Here is an 18,145-nt window from a genome sequence, read left to right on the forward strand (position 1 = left end):
TAAATTCTGCTTGGGACTGTTATTCAGAGAATATAGGTCAATTTTCCTGTTTTTTCTGCAAAACAAGATGAGAAAGCCTTGATTTAAACTATAAAATCATATATCATGAATCAGAGTTTCAAACATTTATGCAGAACGGAAAGGGGCTGTATTTTGGGAATTAAACAAAAGTTGTTGCTGATGGGCGTACTTATGGCACTGCTCGTCGTGGCGATCTGCGGCATCGGCTACCATCAGGCGCAGACAGCACTTGAGGAGAGTGTATCGGGGGAGATTAACGCTGCGCTCACCGTCGAAGCGGAGAAGTTGGACGGATGGATGTCGCGCAAGATTCAGCGTGTGGACAGCGCAGCAAACCTCGTCGGTGCACTGGACGGCAATCCGGTCGAGATGTCTCCCGCCATCATGAGTCTCGCTGCAGGAGACAAGGACGTGATCGACCTCGCATACGGTGCGGAGGACGCGCGTTTTATCAGCTACTCGGACGGCAACCTCACGGGCAAGTTCAACCCGCTGGATCGTCCGTGGTACACGGATGCAAAGGCGGCGGGCAAAACCATCGTCACCTCTGCCTATCAGGATGCCATCTCCAAGAAGATGGTCGTCTCCGTCGCCGTTCCGTACAACGGAGCAGACGGCAAATTTCGCGGTGTCGTCATCTCCGATGTCTCTCTTGATGCCCTCGACGAGCGTGTCAACGCTCTGAAATTCCACGGCGCGGGCAACGGCATCATCGTCGAGCAGGACGGGCTCATCATCGGCTCCACCGAAGGCCTGACCATGCACAATGCGACCGAAAATCCCGTGCTCAAAGAGCGTCTGCCCGAGATGCAGCAAAAGAAAAACGGCTACTTTGCGATGGAAAAGGACGGCGAGCAGCAGATCATTGCGTATGCGACCGCCGCTTCCACCGGTTGGATTGTCGCTGTCGCCGTACCTGAGAGCGTCGCCTTTGCACAGCTCGCAAGTCTCAAGACGACTTACAGCGTGCTGAGCCTCATCGGTATCCTGCTCGTGGCGGGCATCATCTTTGCCCTCCTGCGCTTTGCTACGACCATCACGGGCGCAACCGACCGCCTCATGCACCACGTCGACGCGCTCGCCAAGGGCGACCTCAGCCGGCCCGACCTGCCGGTCACCTCACAGGATGAGCTGGGGCAGCTCGCGGCGAACTTCAACACCATGATGAAGAACATCCGAAACGTCATCCGCCAAGTCGCGGGCACGGCGGAACAGCTCGCCGCCTCCTCCGAGCAGCTGACGGCGGGCGCACATCAGATGGCAGAGTCCGCCACCGAGATTGCGGGCACCGTCGCAAATGTCGCCGACGGCACGGATCGTCAGCTCGAGAGCATCGCAGACGCGAAGAAGAACATCGGCATCGTCTCCAACGACGTTGCAAGCGTCAGCGATAAGGCATCACGCGTCGCAGACAGCTCCGTCCGTACGGCAAACGCCGCCGCGAAGGGCGAGAGCCTCATGAACGACGCCATGCAGAAGATGACGAGCATCGAGCAGAGCGTCCTGCGCTCGGCAGAGGTCGTCGAGAAACTCGGCGAGAGCTCCAAGCAGATCGGTGAGATCGTCGAAACCATCTCCGCCATCGCCGAGCAGACCAACCTCCTCGCCCTGAACGCCGCCATCGAGGCAGCGCGTGCGGGTGAGACGGGACGCGGCTTTGCCGTCGTTGCCGAGGAGGTCAGGAAGCTCGCCGAGCAGTCCCGCGAGGCAGCGGAGCAGATCAAGGAGCGCATCACAAGCGTCCAGCACGACACCGAGCGCGCCGTCACCGCCATGCAGAGCGGCACAGACGAGGTGCAGGCGGGAACATCCGCCATCCACGAGGTCGGTTCGCAGTTCGAGGACATCATGCGCATGGTCGACGAGATGAAGGGGCAGATTGCGGACATCAGTAAATCCATGCAGACCGTCACAGAAGGGACGGAGCGGATTATCCAGTCCGCCACCACAGTGGGCGAGATTACAGAGAAAACGGCGGAGAACATGCAGAACATCTCCTCCTCGTCGCAGTCCCAATCTGCATCGAGCGAAGAGATCGCCTCTGCATCCCAGTCGCTTGCAACCCTCGCAACCGATCTCCAGAATACAACGAACAAGTTCAAACTCTAAATTACATAGACATACGAACCGCCCTGTGGACTTCGGTCTACAGGGCGGTTTTTTTGCACGAATTGGACGCTCCATCGGCACATTTTATGATTCATCTCAATTTTTTGCTATTTTATAGTTATTTATTCCTATTTATTGTTATTTATCTTCTAAAGAAAAAGCACCGCTCGGATTTTTCCAAGAGGTGCTTTTTTCCGTTCTCGTTTTCCATGCAGAATGTTATTTAGAAATCATACGTCAGCCCGAGCCAATAGCTGCGGCGCGACATATAGGAACCGCCTGCGATGCCGTCTGCGTCGATCTCGTCATAGTAGTCGCCGTACTTCATGCCGTCTGCCGCCATCGATGTCTGATCAAAGTTGCGGTTCAGCAGATTATTGACGGCAAACTGTACGGAGAGCCCGTCACGCAGCTTGTGTGTCACGCCCATATTGAGAATTGTGAACGGGTGATAGGTCGAGGAGAGCCCCGTCACCTGCTTCGAGCGGTACATCCCACTGCGGTACTGCGCCATCATCCACACATCTGTCGCCTCTGTCGGCATCCAGTCGAGTCTCAGGTTGACCGCCTGCTTCGGTGTGGAGCGCAGCGGCTGACCGATATTCTTGCCGCTCTTTATCTGACTGGTGAGCAGCGTCCAGTTCAGCCCCGCCGACACCTTTGGCGCGATCGCGAACTTCGTTCCGACCTCTATGCCGTGGATGCGTGCCTTGCCGACATTCTCATAGGTACGGACGGCACCGATGCCCGCAACATTCACCGCATCACTGAGGTCGATCTTGTTCTGGAAATCCGTGTGGAAGAACGTCACGTGTGCATCCGTATCGTGCTCGTTGTGGTAGTAGAACCCGATTTCCTCCGTCGTCGACTTCTCCGGCTTCAGCCCCGTATTGCCGCGATAGATCTCGCCCGTGATATTGAGGTGGATGTCCACGGGCGCGGACTGGAGCATCGTCGGTGCCTTGTAGCCCGTTGCAACGCCGCCCTTCACCGTGAAGTTGCGGTTCGGCATATAGATGAGGTAGCCGCGCGGGCTGAGATTGTCGTCGTAGTCCTCGGGATGGTCGTAGCGCAGGCCGTAGGTAAAGACGAGCTTCTTCGTGAGCGCCCACGTATCCTCGCCGTAGAGCGCCCAGCTCGAACGCGAGAGACTGCCGTTGTCGTTCGAGCTGCGCTGACGCATCATATTGACAAACGGCGGCGGAGCCCAGCCCGTCGGCGCAATCGTCCGCTTCAGATGGTAGTCCACCCCCTCGCGCTGCCAGCGTGCCCCCACCGCTAGTGTGTGATCGTCGCCAAGCGGTGTGACATACTTCGTATCGAACGTCACAAAGTCATTCTTCACGTTGTTGCGGATCTGTGAGCGGATCGGAATGCGCAGCGGCAGGATACTCGGCTTTGCCGTCCCCGTCATATCCGCATCGAGGTGCATCTCGTTGCGCAGGAAGGACAGGGTATTCGTCCACGTCCCCTCCTTGCCGACCTTGTTCTCCGCGCCGAGCACGACCTTCGTACGGTCAAAGCGCTGCGCCACATCGCCGCGCAGATTCGTCCGCACAAACGCATTTGGAATGGGTGCCGGCATTCTCCCCAGCTGGGCAAAATCACCGTCGCGCATGTTCTGCCCGCGGTCGATGTCGAGATAGTAGCTGTGCCCTGCAGCGGGTGTGTAGGTCACGCGCGTCCCGAGATTCCAGTTGTCGTAGTCGCGCATTTCCTTATCCACGCCGAATGCCGACGGGCCGCGTTTCAGATAGCTGCCGCGCATCTGCATCCCGACCTTGTCGCGCGTAATGGGCCCCGCCACGTTGAAGTTGTATTTCATCGTGTTGGACTTGTTGTCCGTCGTCTCAAGGATACTGCCGACGGAGACAGAGCCGTGGAACTCGTCCGTCACCTTCTTTGTGATGATGTTGATGACACCACCCATCGCATCCGAGCCGTAGAGCGTCGACATTGGGCCGCGCACCACCTCGATGCGCTCGATCTGGCTCGGTGTTGGCAGGCTCGTATTCGCGAGCTGGTTGAAGCTGCGCATCATCCCGCCCGCGATGCCCGGCCCCACCTGCGCCACCCCATCCACGAGGAGCAGCGTATAGCCGTCGTCCATCCCGCGAATCGAGACTGCGGGCGTATCGAACCGCCCCGTCGCGCCGAACGTGTCGACCCCCTCCACCATATCAAGCACCTGACGGAGATCTGTATAGCCGCGCTGCGCGATCTCATCCGCCTTGATGACCGAGATACTCGCGGGCGCAAAGCGCACATCCTCCTCAAAGCCCGATGCCGTCACCACAACGGGAGCTGTCTCATAGCCTTCTTTCTGCGCCTGTGTATCCTCTGCATAGACGGCGTGTGCCGTGCCCGAAAGTGTGAGCGCGACCGCCGCCGCAAGAGCCCTCTGCTTTGTCATTCGCATACGATTCCTCCTCATCTGTCCGACACATGGATGCCTTCGTTCGCTCTCCTGATCCACCTATTTTTTGCTGACGACGGCGATGTACGAGAACTCCTTGTTGTGGTCAAAGAAGAAGTTGAACATCTTGCGGAAGCGGTCGACATTCTCCGTCCGCAGCCCGTTGCGAATGATCTTCATCGCGCCGTCGAATCCCTCGTCGCGCACGAGCCCCGCAGGGTCGAGCAGCGTCATATCGCCTGTCTGTATCTCGATGGCAAAGCCCGCGTCGCGCAGCAGCTTCTCCCAGAGTGCATGCGGGAGCGGATCGACGTTCACATTGATCGCGCGGGAGATGCCCGCACGCAGCTCCGCCGCTTCCGCCTCATCCGTTGTGCGTAGCGCGACATCGTGCGTGAGGAGCACGCCGCCCGGCTTCAGCACACGGAAGTATTCGGCAACCGCCTTCGCCTTGTTCTCACGTGGCAGCATCGTCAGCATCGCCTCGTTGATGACGACATCGAACGTCGCGTCGGGGAAGGGCAGCGCCATTGCATTCCCCTCCAGTACGTCGATCACATCGTTCAGCCCGTGCGCCGCGATGTTCGCACGCGCCTTCTCCAGTGCCTTCGGGTTCATGTCCAGCCCCGTGATGCGGCAGCCGTGCGCCTCCGCGAGGGCAACCATCGTCGTGCCCATGTTGCACGCGACCTCAAGCACGCGCGTATCTGCCGTAAAGTCAACGTGGCCGAGCAGCCACTCCGTCGCCTCGCGTCCGCCCGGACGCAGTCGTGTCTTGCCCAGACGCGCAAGGAACTCATGCCCCGGCTCGTTCTTCTTTTCTTCAGCCATTGGTATCGCTCCCATCTACATTTGAGGATGCACTGATAAATTCAGCGACTCCTCATTGAAAACATCTATCATCGATGCGTTCATTATAGATGAGAATACTTCGCGATTCTGTTGCAAAAGTTACACGACGAAAAAAACCGCAAAAAAAGCGCCCGCAAAGGCGCCCTTCTCATAAAAAAGGGACTGTTGCACAAAGTCGTTTTGACTCGTGCAGCAGTCCCTTTTGCTGTGCTATCGTAAGAGAACATAATCCGTTCAAAGCGCCCCTTCCACCGCAAGCGGTCCCCCTCCCCCTCTGCGGAGGGGGAGGCCGGAATTACGGCATATCAGCTTCCCCCGTCAGGGCGGGGCCTGTGCGTGGAACGCGTAGAAGTGGCGAGCTTACGAGCCGATAGGGGCACTCCGAGAGCAGCCCTCTTCTCAGCTTTCCCCGTCGCTCCACGTCGTATCCGTAAAGAGATCGAGCGACTCACCCGGCAGCGCACGCTGCGCCGAGATCTCGAACGGGACGCGCTGCTCGCGCACGCAGGCGATGGCAAACATATTGATTGCCGTGGACATATTCATGCCGACCGCGCCGCAGAAGTTCTCAAAATTCTTCTTGAGTTCAGCGTCCATGCGAATGCTAATGCTGGTCTGTGCCATGTAGGACATCTCCTTTACAAATCCATTACCCCATCACAGCCAGAATACCACATTTTAGGCACAGTTGCAAGAGAAACGTCTCCCATGCGCGATGGATGCGAATCAAACAGGCATAGGCGCTTGCATCCCCGCGCGCAGCTTGCGCAGGAGATTCGCCTTGCTCTTACTCACCGCGCTCGCCGATGTGCCGAGGAGCACAGCGATGCGCCGCAGCGTCAGATCGCGGAAATAGTGCAGGGAGAGGATCTCCTTCTCGCGCTCCGTGAGGCGGTGCATCACATTTCTGAGCAGCCCGCGCACGAGGAGCCGCAGATCTGCGCGCTCCGTCGGACTCTCCGTCCCGCCGCAGCGTTCCCACGCATCCCGCCCGTCTGCTGCCTGCTCGGGATGCGATGTCCGATCCCAGAGCCGCCGTTCGCGGCGGAACTCCGTATAGAGCGCGTGATGCACGCGCCCCTTCACGAATCCCGCGAACGGTGCGCCATGCTTCGGATCGTAGTCATGCAGCGCCTCGATGAAGGCGAGTACGGCGATGTTCTCCGCATCCGCCGCAAGCGCGGCATTCCTGAGATACGAGGCACGGGACTCGGCGACAATCAGCCCCCGATAGCGCGCGTGCATCTCTGCCATCGCGCCCGCCTCCCCGCGCACCGCCCGCGCGATCAGCACGTCCTCCTCCGCCTTTGTCAGCTGTGGATGCTGCCGGTGTGCCTCACACTCCTGCCGCACTGCAGGCGTCCTCACGTCATTTCGTTCCTTCATTTGATATACCTCCTTCAAACAAATATTTTGTCAGAAAAAAGTATAGCAAAAAGAAACATACGATGCAAAAAGTGCATCAGCGTGATGGACAAAAATAGAGGCTGCCGCAGAGGCACATAACCTCTTGCAGCAGCCTCGTTCCTATGTCCCTAGGAATCGCTGATAAAATGAAGTCCGTCAGATTGGCGCAGATTTTTTCGTCCGAACTAGGAGGCAAACCGGACGCAGAGTGGGGCTCTGTGGAGGATTTGCCGACGAAGTGCGGGCAAAAAAGATGCGCTAAGATGGCGGTGCTGAATTTATCAGTGCTTCCTTAATCGGACGCGTTCCGATCAGGCTCCCCACTCAATCTTCGTCCATGCTCGCGAGCGCAGCCGTCACCGCACTGATGACGTTCTCATTGATCGCCTGCACACAGGAGATCACATAGTCGCGCTGCCCGAGCCGGAACGGCAAGAGATGATGCAGACGCAGCATGCACCCGCCATCCGGCATTTGCTTATGGAACAGCACAGCGACCTCCTCGCGCGCCGCCTTATCCTCGAGGACAGCGCGAAGATGCTTCTCACTGTAGAACTTCTTGAACAGCGTCTGCTCTGCGGGGATAATCTTCTCCTCCGCATACCGCGCAACCATCTCCTCGAAGTGCCCATACTCCTGTGTATAGTTCGGCTCATAGACATCGCGATAGAGCTGTATGAGCTTGCGCGACCCGAGATCAAAGAGATCCACACGGTCGTAGAGTGCGACAATCTGGTTCAGTGCCTCCTGCATCGACCCCGCCTCGGGGCTGAAGCGTGAGATATTCACCGTCGCCATCAGGAAGACTGCGCGCGTATCATCCACATCGCGCGTTACGAGCCGCAGCCGCACGGAGTTGAACGAATTCCGCGTGATAAAGTCCGTATAGACCTCGCGCCCTGTGCGATCCGCCTCCTCCATCATGCGCGCGATCATGTGCTCATTCTGGCGCTTGCGCCGCTCGTAGTGCGGCGTATGCACGCTCGCCTCATCCAGCTCGATACTGTGCAGGAACATCTTGAACATACGGCTCTGATAGAGATATCGGATCTCGCCGCCCTCTTCCTCGAGAATTGCAAGCGAGAGCGCATCCCCGATCTCGGGCGACCCGCGACGCTCAATCGCCTCGCTCGAGAGCACATTGATTGCACCGATCTCCGTATAGTAGCTGGCGAGGCGGAACGGCTCCACCTTCACCTTCGCCTCAGGTCCATGACAGTATGCGATCGCCTTGTCCAGCGGCATCGGCGGACTGAAGAGATAGCCCTGCAGCTTCTCGCAGCCGATCTCGCGCAGGAATTCATACTGCTCCTGTGTCTCGACCCCCTCCGCGAGCGTGTGCATCCCGAGTTCCTTTGCCATGTTGACAATGGAGCGGATGACAATCGCGGACTTCGGATTCGTCTCGAACGAGCGCAGGAAATTCATATCGATTTTCAGTACATCAAAGACATAGTCCTTGACATTGTTCAGCGAGGAGTAGCCGCTGCCGAAGTCGTCCATCCAGACCTCGTAGCCCGCCGCACGGAAGCGTGCAATCTCCCCTTGCAGGAACTTTTCATCCTCGCCCTGCGCGCTCTCCGTCACCTCGATGTTGAGGAGCTGGCGCGCCACATCGTAGCGCAGACGGACATCCTCGACCGCCTGCACCATATCCATCAGGCGGAAATCCGTGCGCGAGAGATTCACGGATACGCGCAGGAGCTCCCAGTCCGGTATCTCGCGGCGCATCCGCTGGATCGCCTGGCAGACCTGCTCGATGATGTAGAGATCCAGCTGAGGCGAGAGATGGGCATCCTCAAGGACGGGCACGAATACCCCCGGCGAGATCATCCCATGAACGGGGTCGCGCCAGCGCGCCAGCGCCTCGAACCCGCAGATCTCCCCCGTCATCGCTCGGATCTCGGGCTGATAGTAGACACTGATATAGCCCTCGATCATCGCCTCTTGGAACGAGCGGATGATGTGACTGCGGAAATTCAGCTCCTCCTCCATCGAAGGGTTAAACTCTGCCCATGTCAGATCATACGTATTCTTGATGCTGTTGCAGGCGATCTTCGCGCGATCCATGATGAGCGCGACATCCGTCAGCCCCTGCGGCGGGTGGTAGATCCCCGCCTTGACCTCCATCGGCAGCCCCAGATCATAGACATGAATCCGCTCGTGAATGAACTGGATGCAGTCGCCGGGGTTCTCACTCTGCGTCGCCACTGCGAAATGATCGTCGTTAAAGCGTGCAACGAGGTTGCCCTCGAACGTCTCGCGCAGCAGATCCGCCACGTAGCGCAGGAGACGGTTCCCCTGCTGGAAGCCGTAGCGCTGGTTAAAACTCTTAAAATTCTCGATATCAAAATACATGAACGTCAGCGGCTCCGCCAACTCATCCTGCAAATGCACAGATGCGTGACGCATAAACTGCATCATGTTGAGAAGTCCTGTGACCTGACAGAGGTCGCGTTCCCCGTACTGTTCCAACAAAATGAGCCCCCCCATTTCCATTCATTGAGTTCATTTAGAACGAAACGCGCGCGTATTCCTCTATCATATCGCGCAGGCTCATGCCGCTCGTCCCGCTGAGAAGCCCATGACGCTGCCCCGGTGCCGACTTCATCTGTGCCGTAATCGCCCCATAGAGCTCGTCCTCAACGGAGCCGGGCACGAGCTGCTCCCAGTTCCTCGGGTCATAGGCACGCTCCTTCACCGCGTTATCGGGACGCCCCGTGACCTCGAGCTCCGACATGAACATGATCTGACGGCGCTCGGGGCTGATGTAGTAATGTTCAAGAAAATACTTTGCCGGACGGATCTTACCATCCTCCGCCACAGACTCCCCCGTCGTATTCTCCACGAGGCGCACCCATGCATCAATCATATACTCACTGCTGCTGTATGGACGCGGTATCCATCGTGTATTTTTGACATCCATATAATAGGTAAAGCCGTTGTCCGTAAAGATGGTCTTGTAGCGCGAGCCTCTGTCGCGCTTGTTCGTGGCGATCTTCTCCGCACGCTCTGCCCTCTTCGCCTCACGTGCAGCTGCGGCTTCCGCCCGCTTCTCCTCCTTTGCCGCTGCCAGCGCTGCCTTGCGCTCCTCCCTGGCGGCAGCGCGTTCCGCCTTGCGTGCGGCAATCGCCTGCTCACGTTCGAGCTTCTCCGCTGCGCGTGCAGCCTTCGGATCCGTCAGAGCTGTGTTCTCTGCGGCGGGGACGCGCTCCACCGCGCCGCCCTCCTGCACGCTGATCGGCGCAACAGATGCCTCTGCCGCCTGCCCGGTGTCAGGCACCGCATTTGGCGCGCCCGCACGCGCGGCCTTCTCCTCCGCACGTGCCCGCATGAGATCTGCCTTTGCAGCAGCGCGATCTGCTTGGCGCTGCGCACGTTCCGCAGCCTTTGCTGCGCGTGCAGCCTCTCTCTCCGCCTGCGGATTCACCGCCGCCACAGACGCTGTGGATTCCTCCGCCGCCTCTGCGGGTGGGGCTGCTGTGAGCAGCATCGCCAGCGCGCCGAGAGCAAGGGCTTTCCATCGATTCATTGCGTCATCCCCTTGTCGAAATAACTTCCTTAGTGATACGGTTTTTCGTCCCCCTATAGATCCTCTTGTGAAAACCGCACAACAAATATACCTATGCTTAAAATAGTACTTTCGACATAAATCCTATAAATCCTCTTAAAAATGTTTAGGAATCGCTGATAAAATGAAGTCCGTCAGATTGGCGTAGATTTTTCGTCCGAACAAGGAGGCAAACCGGACGCATAGCAAGGGCTATGTGGAGGATTTGCCGACACAGTGCGGGCAAAAAAGATGCGTCAAGATGGCGGTGCTGAATTTATCAGTGCTTCCTTAGGAATCGCTGATAAAATAAAGTCCGTCAACGCCCCCCTATTTCAGCGGGTGTTGCTCCGGCTGCCCCGCGCGGCGCGGATACACCTTTGGTGTCGGGCGCTCCTTGCGCACAGCGAGGATCGCACGCACATCGTCGAGTCCCGGCAACTGCACCGGACGCGCCGTGATCGCACCGCCCCCAAGGCGCACCGCCGCCCCGCGCGCCTCTGCCGCCTCCTCAGCGTACGCGCGCCCCTTGAGCGCGAGGACGGAGCCGCCCACGCGCACGAACGGCAGCGTGTACTCGAGCAGCACGGGCATGCGCGCCACCGCGCGGCTCACCGCGATGTCATAGTGCGCACGATGCTCCTTCGCCCGTGCCGCCTCCTCCGCACGCGCGTGGATGCAGCGCACGTTCTCGAGATTCATCGCGCGCGTCACCTCCGTGAGAAAGCGCACGCGCTTTGCCAGCGCATCCATCAGTGTCACCTCGATATGAGGCGCATAGACGGCGAGCGGGATTCCGGGCAGCCCTGCACCCGTCCCCACATCGATCAGGGACTCCGCCGCGTCAAAGAGCGCGGCATCGTACGCCGTGAGACTGTCGATGATATGCTTCACGGCGACATCGGCGGGCGCGGTCAGTGCCGTGAGATTCATGCGCGTATTCCACTCCACAAGGAGTTTGTTGTAGACGCCGAATTGCGCAATCTGCTCCGCCGTCAGCGGAATCTGCGCCTCTGTCGTGCGCGATGCAAGAATCTCCTCGAACTCAGCCATATCTGCCTCCCATGATACCGCAAGTTTTTATCTCTATTATATCTATTTTTCCATATGCGCACCCTACCCGCGAATCAGCAGCACGGCAACATCATTCACATTCGTGCCCGTCGGCCCCGTCATGATGAGCCCGCCGACGGCGTTCAGTGCAGGGTAGGCGTCGTTCTCCGCGAGCGCGGCGGCCGCGCTCTTCCCCTCGCGCGTAAGTGCCGCGAGCGTTCCGCCGTCCACATAGCCGCCCGCCGCATCCGTCGGGCCGTCCGTGCCGTCGCTGCCGACACTGAACACGGCGGCGTTCGAGAGTCCCGCAATCCCCTCCGCAGCCGCAAGGGCAAGCTCCTGATTGCGCCCGCCGCGCCCCTTGCCCCGCAGCTGCACAACGGTCTCGCCGCCCGCGATGTATGCATAGGAGCCGTCTCCCGCGTGCGTGCGTGCAATCGCCGCGAGGAAGCGCCCCGCCTCGCGCGCCTCAGAGTTCAGCTGATCGGTCAGGAGGACGGGCGTATAGCCGCGCCGCTCTGCTGCTGCCGCAGCCGCCGCGCACAGTTCGCGCACGCTGCCCATGATATGCGTCTCCACATTCGGGAGTGCCGCCGGCAGAGGCTTGTCGAGGAGTGCAGTTGCCTCAGGCGAGAGGCGCAGTCTGTATTTCTCCACGACTGCATGCGCATCTGCCGCTGTCGAGCTGTCGGGATGCGCGGGGCCCGAGGCGATCATGTCGAGCGGGTCGCCGAGGATATCGCTGAGGACGATCGAGAACACGCGCGCGGGTGCGCAGTGCTCTGCGAACCGCCCGCCCTTCACCGCACTCATGCGCTTGCGCAGCGTATTCATCGCAACGATGTCCGCGCCCGAGGCGAGCAGCTGCTCTGTGAGATCTGTCAGCTCTGCGGCAGGAATGAGCGGCTGCTCGAAGAGTGAGCTCCCGCCGCCCGACAGCAGGAAGAGCACCGTGTCCTCCGCCGTGAGATTCTCCGTGAGCGCAAGCGCCTCGCGCGTCGCGCCAAATGAGTGCTCATCGGGCACGGGATGCCCCGCCTCCACGCAGCGCACATGCGGGATCTCGCCCATGACATGATCGTATTTTGTAATCACAATGCCGCAGTCGATGCGCTCGCCAAGCACGTCCGCCGCCGCGCGCGCCATCTGCCACGCCGCCTTTCCGACCGCGACGAGTACGATACGCCCCGCGCCGAAGCTATGCCCCTTCAGCGCCTTCTGCACCGCCGCATCCGGCAGGATCTCCGCCAATGATTCCTTGATGATGCCGTCGGCATCGTTCCGCAGGTTCATATTATTCCTCTCTTTCGTTCGAGCCTGTGCTTGCCGCACAAGGTATATGACAGCTTTGACTTCATTATATCACAAGTTGCTCTCACGCCAAAAGTCCCCCGTTGACCGAAACACCTTTCTATGGTCTAATAGGCTCATAAGGGATATGTTGCGCGGTCCGCCTCCCTCTCTATGGAGGGGGAGGCTTTGAGGCACGGCATATAAGCTTCCCCCGCAAAAGTGAGGGAAGTTTATTATAGATACAAAAGGAGGACAACATGAACATACAGGACAAGGTCGTCTACCAGATCTACCCGAAATCCTTCTATGACACGAACGGCGACGGACTCGGCGATCTGCCCGGCGTCACCGCGAAGCTCGACTATCTGAAGGAACTCGGTGTCGACTTCCTCTGGCTCACGCCGTTCTTCATCTCGCCGCAGAACGATGGCGGCTACGATGTCGCCGACTACTGCGCCGTCGACCCGCGCTTCGGCACAATGGAGGACATCGATGCCCTCATCCGCGCGGCACGCGTACGCGGCATCGGCATCATGCTCGACATGGTATTCAACCATACATCGACCGAACATGAGTGGTTTCAGCGCGCGCTTGCGGGCGATCCCGCCTATATGGACTACTACATTTTCAAGGACGGCACGCCCGACGCGCCGCCGACGAACTGGGTGTCAAAGTTCGGTGGGAACGCGTGGGAGTATGTCCCCGCGCTCGGCAAATACTACCTCCACCTCTTTGACGTGACGCAGGCGGATCTGAACTGGGAGAACCCGCGCGTGCGCGAGGAGCTGAAAAAGGTCGTCCGCTTCTGGAAAGAAAAGGGCGTCGAGGGCTTCCGCTTCGATGTCGTCAACCTCATCTCGAAGCCCGCCGTCTTTGAGAATGACGATGAGGGCGACGGGCGCCGCTTCTACACCGACGGCCGCCACGTCCACGAATTCCTCAAGGAACTCACGCACGACACAGGGATCGACGCGATGATTACCGTCGGCGAGATGTCCTCCACCACCCTTGAGAACTGCATCCGTTACTCGAACCCCGCCGAGAAGGAACTCTCGATGGTGTTCAGCTTCCACCATCTGAAGATCGACTACAAGGGCGGCGCGAAGTGGGCGCTGCAGAAGCCCGACCTCATGGCGCTCAAGAACCTCTTTCGCATCTGGCAGGAGGGCATGGCGGCGGGCGGCGGCTGGAACGCCGTATTCTGGTGCAACCACGACCAGCCGCGCATCGTCAGCCGCCTCGGCGACGACGAGCGCTATCATGCGGCATCCGCGAAAATGCTCGCCGCGTGCATCCATTTCATGCGCGGCACGCCCTACATCTATCAGGGCGAGGAGCTCGGCATGACGAACGCGAAGTACACGGACATCGCGCAGTACCGTGACGTGGAGAGCCTCAACTACTACAGCATCCTCCGGGGTGAGGGGAAATCAAAGGACGAGGCGCTCGCCATCCTCGCCGCGCGCTCGCGCGACAACAGCCGCACGCCGATGCAGTGGAGCGCGGCGGAGAACGCGGGCTTTACGAACGGTACGCCGTGGCTCGCCCCGCCCGCAAACTACCGCACGATCAACACCGAGGCACAGCGCGCGGATGCGGACTCCGTCTTTCACTTCTATCGGACGCTCATCCGCCTACGCAAGGAGCAGCCCATCATCCAGAAGGGCGACATCTTCTTCCTCGAGCGCGAGAACGCAAGCATCATCGCCTACGAGCGCGCCCATGCGGAGCAGAAACTCCGCGTCTACTGCAACTTCCGTGCGGCAAATGTGCCTCTTATGGAGGACACCCTCGCATCTCTTGCGGACGCAGGTTGGACAAAGCTCCTCGGCAACTACGCGGATCTTGCGGGCGATCTCCGCCCCTACGAAGTCGTCGTGCTTGAAAAACGCTGAGAAATAGCACTTGTCAATCGCGCGCCCGCCTGTTATAATGGACATAGAAAGAACGCCCTATGCGGCATCTTTCCAAGTTTTTGGTTATTTTATTTCAACAACCGCTCACTTGCCAGAATGGGCGGTTATTTCTTTTGGGTTATCGCTAAGATATAGCCTGTGGCGACGATTAACAACACGATCGCATCCATTTCGCTCATATCCGCTCACCCCCTTTCGGGGGAAAGATACCGCCGCGGGATTTCTCCCGCCCAAGGACGTTCCAGTTTCATCATATCGAATCAGTCACAAAAAGTCAAACATATTTCCGAAAAAGTGCCGTGTCAGCGCAGCGCAATCTGCAGCTCCTTGCCAAGAGAATGCGCCGTACGAATCAAAAAATCAAGCGACGGATTGTATGTGCCGCTTTCAAGGCGACTGATATTCGATGTCTGCGTCCCCATACGGCGCGCAAGCTCGCTCTGCGTCATGTTCTGCCCCGTACGCGCTGCAATAATCTGAGCAATCAGCTCATAGCGCGGCTGCAGACGCTCATACTCTGCAGCGAACGCCTCATTTTTCATCAGCTTTTCGCGAATAGCGGACAATTCAACTCCCGTTTTCATTGTTCCATCTCCTCTCATAGTCCTCTTTATACGCCATAGCGCGTTCCAATTCCTTTGACGGGGTCTTGTTCGTCTTCTTTCGGAATCCATGCAGCAGAATAAATGTATCTCCCGCACGCAAAAAGTAAAGGAAGCACTGATAAATTCAGCCACGCCATCTTGGTGCATCTTTTTTGCCCGCACTGTGTCGACAAATCCTCCACATAGCTTTGGCTATGCGTCCGGTTTGTCTCCTTGTTCGGACAAAAAATCTACGCCAATCTGACGGACTTCATTTTATCAGCGATTCCTAAAAAATACGAGCACTGTCTGAAGAAAATCGCACACGCAATTCCCACAGGCCTTGATATTTCCTTCCGACCAGAGGCTTCGCATAGGGTTCTTTGAGTGCTGTCCCACATTTTTCCAACAGCTCAATCTCAGAAAAGGCTTTTGCCTGAAGCTTCGGCGGCAGGGAACAAAGGAATTCATAGGCGGGTATATCCCCATTCTCTCGTTGATAAAATTGGACATTCCAACGCATACGATTCCTCTTTTGCCTTTATGTTATCATATACGATAACATAAAAGAAGTATGGACGGCCTTTTGAAAAAGCCCGCTTGGCGCACAATGCCAAACGGGCTTTTTGTTGGTCAGAGCTTCCTCAGTTCACCACATTCATCGGCTTGCCGTCGATGAACGACTTCACATTCTCCGCTGTCATCTGCATGATGCGCGCGCGCGCCTCCTTCGTTGCCCACGAGATATGCGGTGTGATGATGCAGTTCGGTGCGGTGAGAAGAGGATTGTCCGCGCGGATCGGCTCGGTCGATGCCACATCGACGGCGGCATAGGCGACCTTGCCGCTCGTGAGTGCCGCCGCGAGATCCGCCTCCACAACGAGCTGTCCACGCCCGTTGTTGACGATGATGACACCGTCCTTCATCCGCGCAATGTTCGCCGCATTGACGATCCCCTCCGTCTCTGGTGTCAGCGGACAGTGCAGGAAGATGAAATCCGACTGCGCGATCAGATCATCGAGCGGCACGTAGTCCGCGCATGCCCGCCCCTCGGGACGCTCGGTGCGGCTGTAGGCAAGCACGCGCACATTCATCGCGCGCAGGATGCGGGCAACCGCCATCCCGATGCGCCCGAAGCCAATGATGCCCGCCGTCTTGCCACTGACCTCGATGAGAGGCTTCTGCCAGTAGCAGAAATCAATGTTCTTCGTCCAGTCGCCCGCATGAACGGAGCGGTCGTGAAGCCCCACCTGCGAGCAGGCTTCGAGGAGCAGCGCTATCGCATACTGTGCGACATTGTCCGTACCATAGACAGGCACATTCATGACAGGAATATTCTTCTCGCGCGCATATGCAGTGTCCACAACATTATAGCCCGTCGCGAGCACGGCGATTGCCCTGAGATTCGGACAGGCATCGATCACGGCGCGCGTGAGCGGCGTCTTGTTCGTGACGGCGATCTCCGCATCGCCGATCCGCTCGGCGATCAGCGGTGACGCCGTGAGCGACGTGCGGTCATAGACCGTCACCTCACCGAGTGCCTCGAGCGGCGCCCAGCTGATATCGCCGGGATTCTCCGTATATCCATCGAGTACAACAATCTTCATCTCATATCCTCCGTTCACTCGATATGCAGCGGCTCTTTCCGCGCCGGCGGCGGGAAGGCACGGTCGATTGCGGCGCAGTCCTCTGCCGTAAGATCAAGCACATCCGCGCCCGCGTTGCTGACAGCGTGCTCCCGCCGCCCCGTGCGCGGAATGGCAATCGTGTTCCCGTCGCGCATCGCCCACGCAAGCGCGATCTGTGCGGGCGTTGCCCCGTATTTCTCCGCGATTTCTTTGAGCACAGAGCTCCCGAGGAGATCGCAGGAGAGCCGCCCTGCCTGTGCGAGCGGGCAGTACGCCATGAGTACGACGCCGTGCGCGCGCATCCACGGGAGCAGACTGTAGTCGATCCCGCGCGAGCCCATGTGGTAGAGCACCTGATTCACGGCGCAGTGCGCACCGCCATCGACCGCCCACAGCTCCTCCATATCGGCGGTGTCGAGATTCGACACACCCCACGCACGGATCTTGCCCGACGCACGCGCCTCCTCCATCGCCGCGACCATCTCCGCGAGCGGACGCTCCCCGCGCCAATGGTAGAGATAGAGGTCGAGGTAGTCCGTCCCGAGATGGGAGAGACTGCGGTCAAGCGATGCCATGAGCCGCGTCCCGTACGCGTTCGACGGCATGACCTTCGACACGAGAAAGAGCTGCGCACGGTCATACGGGCGGATTGCCTCGCCAACCAGCCGTTCCGAACGCCCGTCACCGTAGTTCTCCGCCGTGTCGAGGAGGGTCATCCCCGCCTCGATTCCTGCGCGCAGTGCCTCTACCTCGCGCGCATACGTCTCCGTCGAGTCGCCAAGGTACCACGTCCCCTGACCGAGCGCGGGCACCTGCGCACCACTCGCCAATTTCACCATATGCTTCATCTCATCACACTCCTTATACCGTGAAGCAGTCTATGCCTTTTGGGCAATACGTCCGCTCCTCCATCCTTCTGCTGTCAATTTTACACGAATTTTCGCGCTGAGAAAAGTATTCGTACAATTTTCTTTCATAAAAACAGTACAAAAAGGACTTTTGACAGCATTTTGATAACTCCGTATAATCATACGCAGACAATCTCATTCACAAGAGTTATCAGGAGGACATATCATGCGCGACATACCAAGACACGGCGAGATCTGGCGGCACTTCAAGGGCAACCTCTACCGCATCGAGACAGTGGCGGAGCATACCGAGACAAGCGAAATGCTCGTCGTCTATCAGGCACTCTACGGCACCTATGGCATCTATGCGCGCCCGCTCGCGATGTTCCTGAGTGCCGTTGACCGCGAGAAATATCCCGACGCGGCGCAGGAATGGCGGTTTGAGAAAGTTCAACCATAAAAAGACGT

17 protein-coding genes and 1 pseudogene are annotated in these 18,145 nt (G+C 58.5%); 4 read left to right on the top strand and 14 right to left on the bottom strand.

Going from position 1 to position 18,145, the window contains the following annotated elements:
• Positions 1-153: 153 nt before the first annotated feature.
• Positions 154-2,130, top strand: coding sequence for a methyl-accepting chemotaxis protein (locus AXF19_RS03150; RefSeq protein WP_066844898.1), 1,977 nt, complete (start codon positions 154-156; stop codon positions 2,128-2,130).
• A 223-nt stretch (positions 2,131-2,353) separates the two neighbouring features.
• On the opposite strand, the gene AXF19_RS03155 is transcribed toward AXF19_RS03150, so the two are convergent.
• The 6 genes from AXF19_RS03155 to AXF19_RS03180 form a co-directional block, all read right to left on the bottom strand.
• The gene (locus AXF19_RS03155; RefSeq protein ID WP_237141677.1) at positions 2,354-4,549 is read right to left on the bottom strand and encodes a TonB-dependent receptor domain-containing protein; all 2,196 of its coding nucleotides are present in this window, start codon (positions 4,547-4,549) and stop codon (positions 2,354-2,356) included.
• 57 nt (positions 4,550-4,606) lie between these two features.
• Positions 4,607-5,377: a class I SAM-dependent methyltransferase gene (locus AXF19_RS03160; RefSeq protein ID WP_066844901.1), complete on the bottom strand. Its 771-nt coding sequence runs from the start codon at positions 5,375-5,377 to the stop codon at positions 4,607-4,609.
• Between the two features lie 420 nt (positions 5,378-5,797).
• On the bottom strand, positions 5,798-6,022 hold the full coding sequence (locus AXF19_RS03165) for a type II toxin-antitoxin system RelB/DinJ family antitoxin (RefSeq protein ID WP_066844904.1): 225 nt from the start codon (positions 6,020-6,022) through the stop codon (positions 5,798-5,800).
• Positions 6,023-6,124: 102 nt separating this feature from the next.
• A complete protein-coding gene (locus AXF19_RS03170) occupies positions 6,125-6,784 on the bottom strand; it encodes a sigma-70 family RNA polymerase sigma factor (RefSeq protein WP_066844907.1) in 660 nt (219 codons plus the stop codon).
• Positions 6,785-7,129: 345 nt separating this feature from the next.
• Positions 7,130-9,304 (bottom strand): putative bifunctional diguanylate cyclase/phosphodiesterase, encoded by a 2,175-nt coding sequence (locus tag AXF19_RS03175; protein WP_066844910.1) that lies wholly within the window; start codon positions 9,302-9,304, stop codon positions 7,130-7,132.
• Positions 9,305-9,317: 13 nt separating this feature from the next.
• Positions 9,318-10,337 (bottom strand): hypothetical protein, encoded by a 1,020-nt coding sequence (locus AXF19_RS03180; RefSeq protein WP_157092469.1) that lies wholly within the window; start codon positions 10,335-10,337, stop codon positions 9,318-9,320.
• A 187-nt stretch (positions 10,338-10,524) separates the two neighbouring features.
• Between AXF19_RS03180 and AXF19_RS15045 the strand changes: the two genes are divergently transcribed.
• Entirely contained in the window at positions 10,525-10,650 is a 126-nt protein-coding gene (locus tag AXF19_RS15045; RefSeq protein ID WP_084784852.1) for a secretion protein HlyD, read from the top strand.
• 35 nt (positions 10,651-10,685) lie between these two features.
• On the opposite strand, the gene rsmG is transcribed toward AXF19_RS15045, so the two are convergent.
• Together rsmG and AXF19_RS03190 are read right to left on the bottom strand one after the other, a co-directional pair.
• Positions 10,686-11,408, bottom strand: coding sequence for a 16S rRNA (guanine(527)-N(7))-methyltransferase RsmG (gene rsmG, locus AXF19_RS03185; RefSeq protein ID WP_066844914.1), 723 nt, complete (start codon positions 11,406-11,408; stop codon positions 10,686-10,688).
• A 63-nt stretch (positions 11,409-11,471) separates the two neighbouring features.
• Positions 11,472-12,701, bottom strand: coding sequence for a glycerate kinase type-2 family protein (locus AXF19_RS03190; RefSeq protein WP_066844916.1), 1,230 nt, complete (start codon positions 12,699-12,701; stop codon positions 11,472-11,474).
• Positions 12,702-12,958: 257 nt separating this feature from the next.
• Between AXF19_RS03190 and treC the strand changes: the two genes are divergently transcribed.
• A complete protein-coding gene (gene treC, locus AXF19_RS03195) occupies positions 12,959-14,596 on the top strand; it encodes an alpha,alpha-phosphotrehalase (protein ID WP_066844918.1) in 1,638 nt (545 codons plus the stop codon).
• A 323-nt stretch (positions 14,597-14,919) separates the two neighbouring features.
• Here treC and AXF19_RS03200 read toward each other — a convergent pair whose 3' ends face one another.
• The 6 genes and pseudogenes from AXF19_RS03200 to AXF19_RS03215 all read right to left on the bottom strand — a co-directional run bounded on the left by AXF19_RS03200 (position 14,920) and on the right by AXF19_RS03215 (position 17,668).
• Positions 14,920-15,201 carry a helix-turn-helix domain-containing protein gene (locus tag AXF19_RS03200; protein WP_066844920.1) on the bottom strand — a complete coding sequence of 94 codons (282 nt, stop codon included), beginning with the start codon at positions 15,199-15,201 and terminating at the stop codon, positions 14,920-14,922.
• A complete protein-coding gene (locus AXF19_RS15815) occupies positions 15,185-15,322 on the bottom strand; it encodes a type II toxin-antitoxin system RelE/ParE family toxin (RefSeq protein ID WP_335674939.1) in 138 nt (45 codons plus the stop codon). Before AXF19_RS15815 ends, AXF19_RS03200 begins: the two co-directional genes overlap by 17 nt.
• A 7-nt stretch (positions 15,323-15,329) precedes the next feature.
• Positions 15,330-15,452: pseudogene (locus tag AXF19_RS15050) on the bottom strand (secretion protein HlyD); the annotation flags it as partial.
• Positions 15,453-15,490: 38 nt separating this feature from the next.
• The gene (locus AXF19_RS03205; RefSeq protein WP_237141678.1) at positions 15,491-15,724 is read right to left on the bottom strand and encodes a type II toxin-antitoxin system RelE/ParE family toxin; all 234 of its coding nucleotides are present in this window, start codon (positions 15,722-15,724) and stop codon (positions 15,491-15,493) included.
• Positions 15,725-15,845: 121 nt separating this feature from the next.
• The gene (locus AXF19_RS03210) at positions 15,846-16,808 is read right to left on the bottom strand and encodes a D-2-hydroxyacid dehydrogenase (protein WP_066844922.1); all 963 of its coding nucleotides are present in this window, start codon (positions 16,806-16,808) and stop codon (positions 15,846-15,848) included.
• Positions 16,809-16,822: 14 nt separating this feature from the next.
• Positions 16,823-17,668: an aldo/keto reductase gene (locus AXF19_RS03215; RefSeq protein WP_237141679.1), complete on the bottom strand. Its 846-nt coding sequence runs from the start codon at positions 17,666-17,668 to the stop codon at positions 16,823-16,825.
• Positions 17,669-17,903: 235 nt separating this feature from the next.
• Here AXF19_RS03215 and AXF19_RS03220 point away from each other — a divergent pair, with 235 nt between their 5' ends.
• Positions 17,904-18,137 carry a DUF1653 domain-containing protein gene (locus AXF19_RS03220; RefSeq protein ID WP_216634971.1) on the top strand — a complete coding sequence of 78 codons (234 nt, stop codon included), beginning with the start codon at positions 17,904-17,906 and terminating at the stop codon, positions 18,135-18,137.
• Positions 18,138-18,145 lie beyond the last annotated feature (8 nt).

The sequence above is a fragment of the Selenomonas sp. oral taxon 126 genome, from assembly GCF_001683335.1.
Lineage (GTDB): Bacteria > Bacillota > Negativicutes > Selenomonadales > Selenomonadaceae > Centipeda.

Bases quoted from the DNA above. Each gene is read 5' to 3' on its own strand.
- AXF19_RS03175 (WP_066844910.1), bottom strand. From the start codon at position 9,304: ATGGAAATGGGGGGGCTCATTTTGTTGGAACAGTACGGGGAACGCGAC.
- AXF19_RS03170 (WP_066844907.1), bottom strand. From the start codon at position 6,784: ATGAAGGAACGAAATGACGTGAGGACGCCTGCAGTGCGGCAGGAGTGT.
- AXF19_RS03220 (WP_216634971.1), top strand. From the start codon at position 17,904: ATGCGCGACATACCAAGACACGGCGAGATCTGGCGGCACTTCAAGGGC.
- treC (WP_066844918.1), top strand. From the start codon at position 12,959: ATGAACATACAGGACAAGGTCGTCTACCAGATCTACCCGAAATCCTTC.
- AXF19_RS03165 (WP_066844904.1), bottom strand. From the start codon at position 6,022: ATGGCACAGACCAGCATTAGCATTCGCATGGACGCTGAACTCAAGAAG.
- AXF19_RS03160 (WP_066844901.1), bottom strand. From the start codon at position 5,377: ATGGCTGAAGAAAAGAAGAACGAGCCGGGGCATGAGTTCCTTGCGCGT.
- AXF19_RS03190 (WP_066844916.1), bottom strand. From the start codon at position 12,701: ATGAACCTGCGGAACGATGCCGACGGCATCATCAAGGAATCATTGGCG.
- AXF19_RS03205 (WP_237141678.1), bottom strand. From the start codon at position 15,724: ATGCGTTGGAATGTCCAATTTTATCAACGAGAGAATGGGGATATACCC.
- rsmG (WP_066844914.1), bottom strand. From the start codon at position 11,408: ATGGCTGAGTTCGAGGAGATTCTTGCATCGCGCACGACAGAGGCGCAG.
- AXF19_RS03215 (WP_237141679.1), bottom strand. From the start codon at position 17,668: ATGGTGAAATTGGCGAGTGGTGCGCAGGTGCCCGCGCTCGGTCAGGGG.
- AXF19_RS03180 (WP_157092469.1), bottom strand. From the start codon at position 10,337: ATGAATCGATGGAAAGCCCTTGCTCTCGGCGCGCTGGCGATGCTGCTC.
- AXF19_RS03200 (WP_066844920.1), bottom strand. From the start codon at position 15,201: ATGAAAACGGGAGTTGAATTGTCCGCTATTCGCGAAAAGCTGATGAAA.
- AXF19_RS03210 (WP_066844922.1), bottom strand. From the start codon at position 16,808: ATGAAGATTGTTGTACTCGATGGATATACGGAGAATCCCGGCGATATC.
- AXF19_RS03155 (WP_237141677.1), bottom strand. From the start codon at position 4,549: ATGCGAATGACAAAGCAGAGGGCTCTTGCGGCGGCGGTCGCGCTCACA.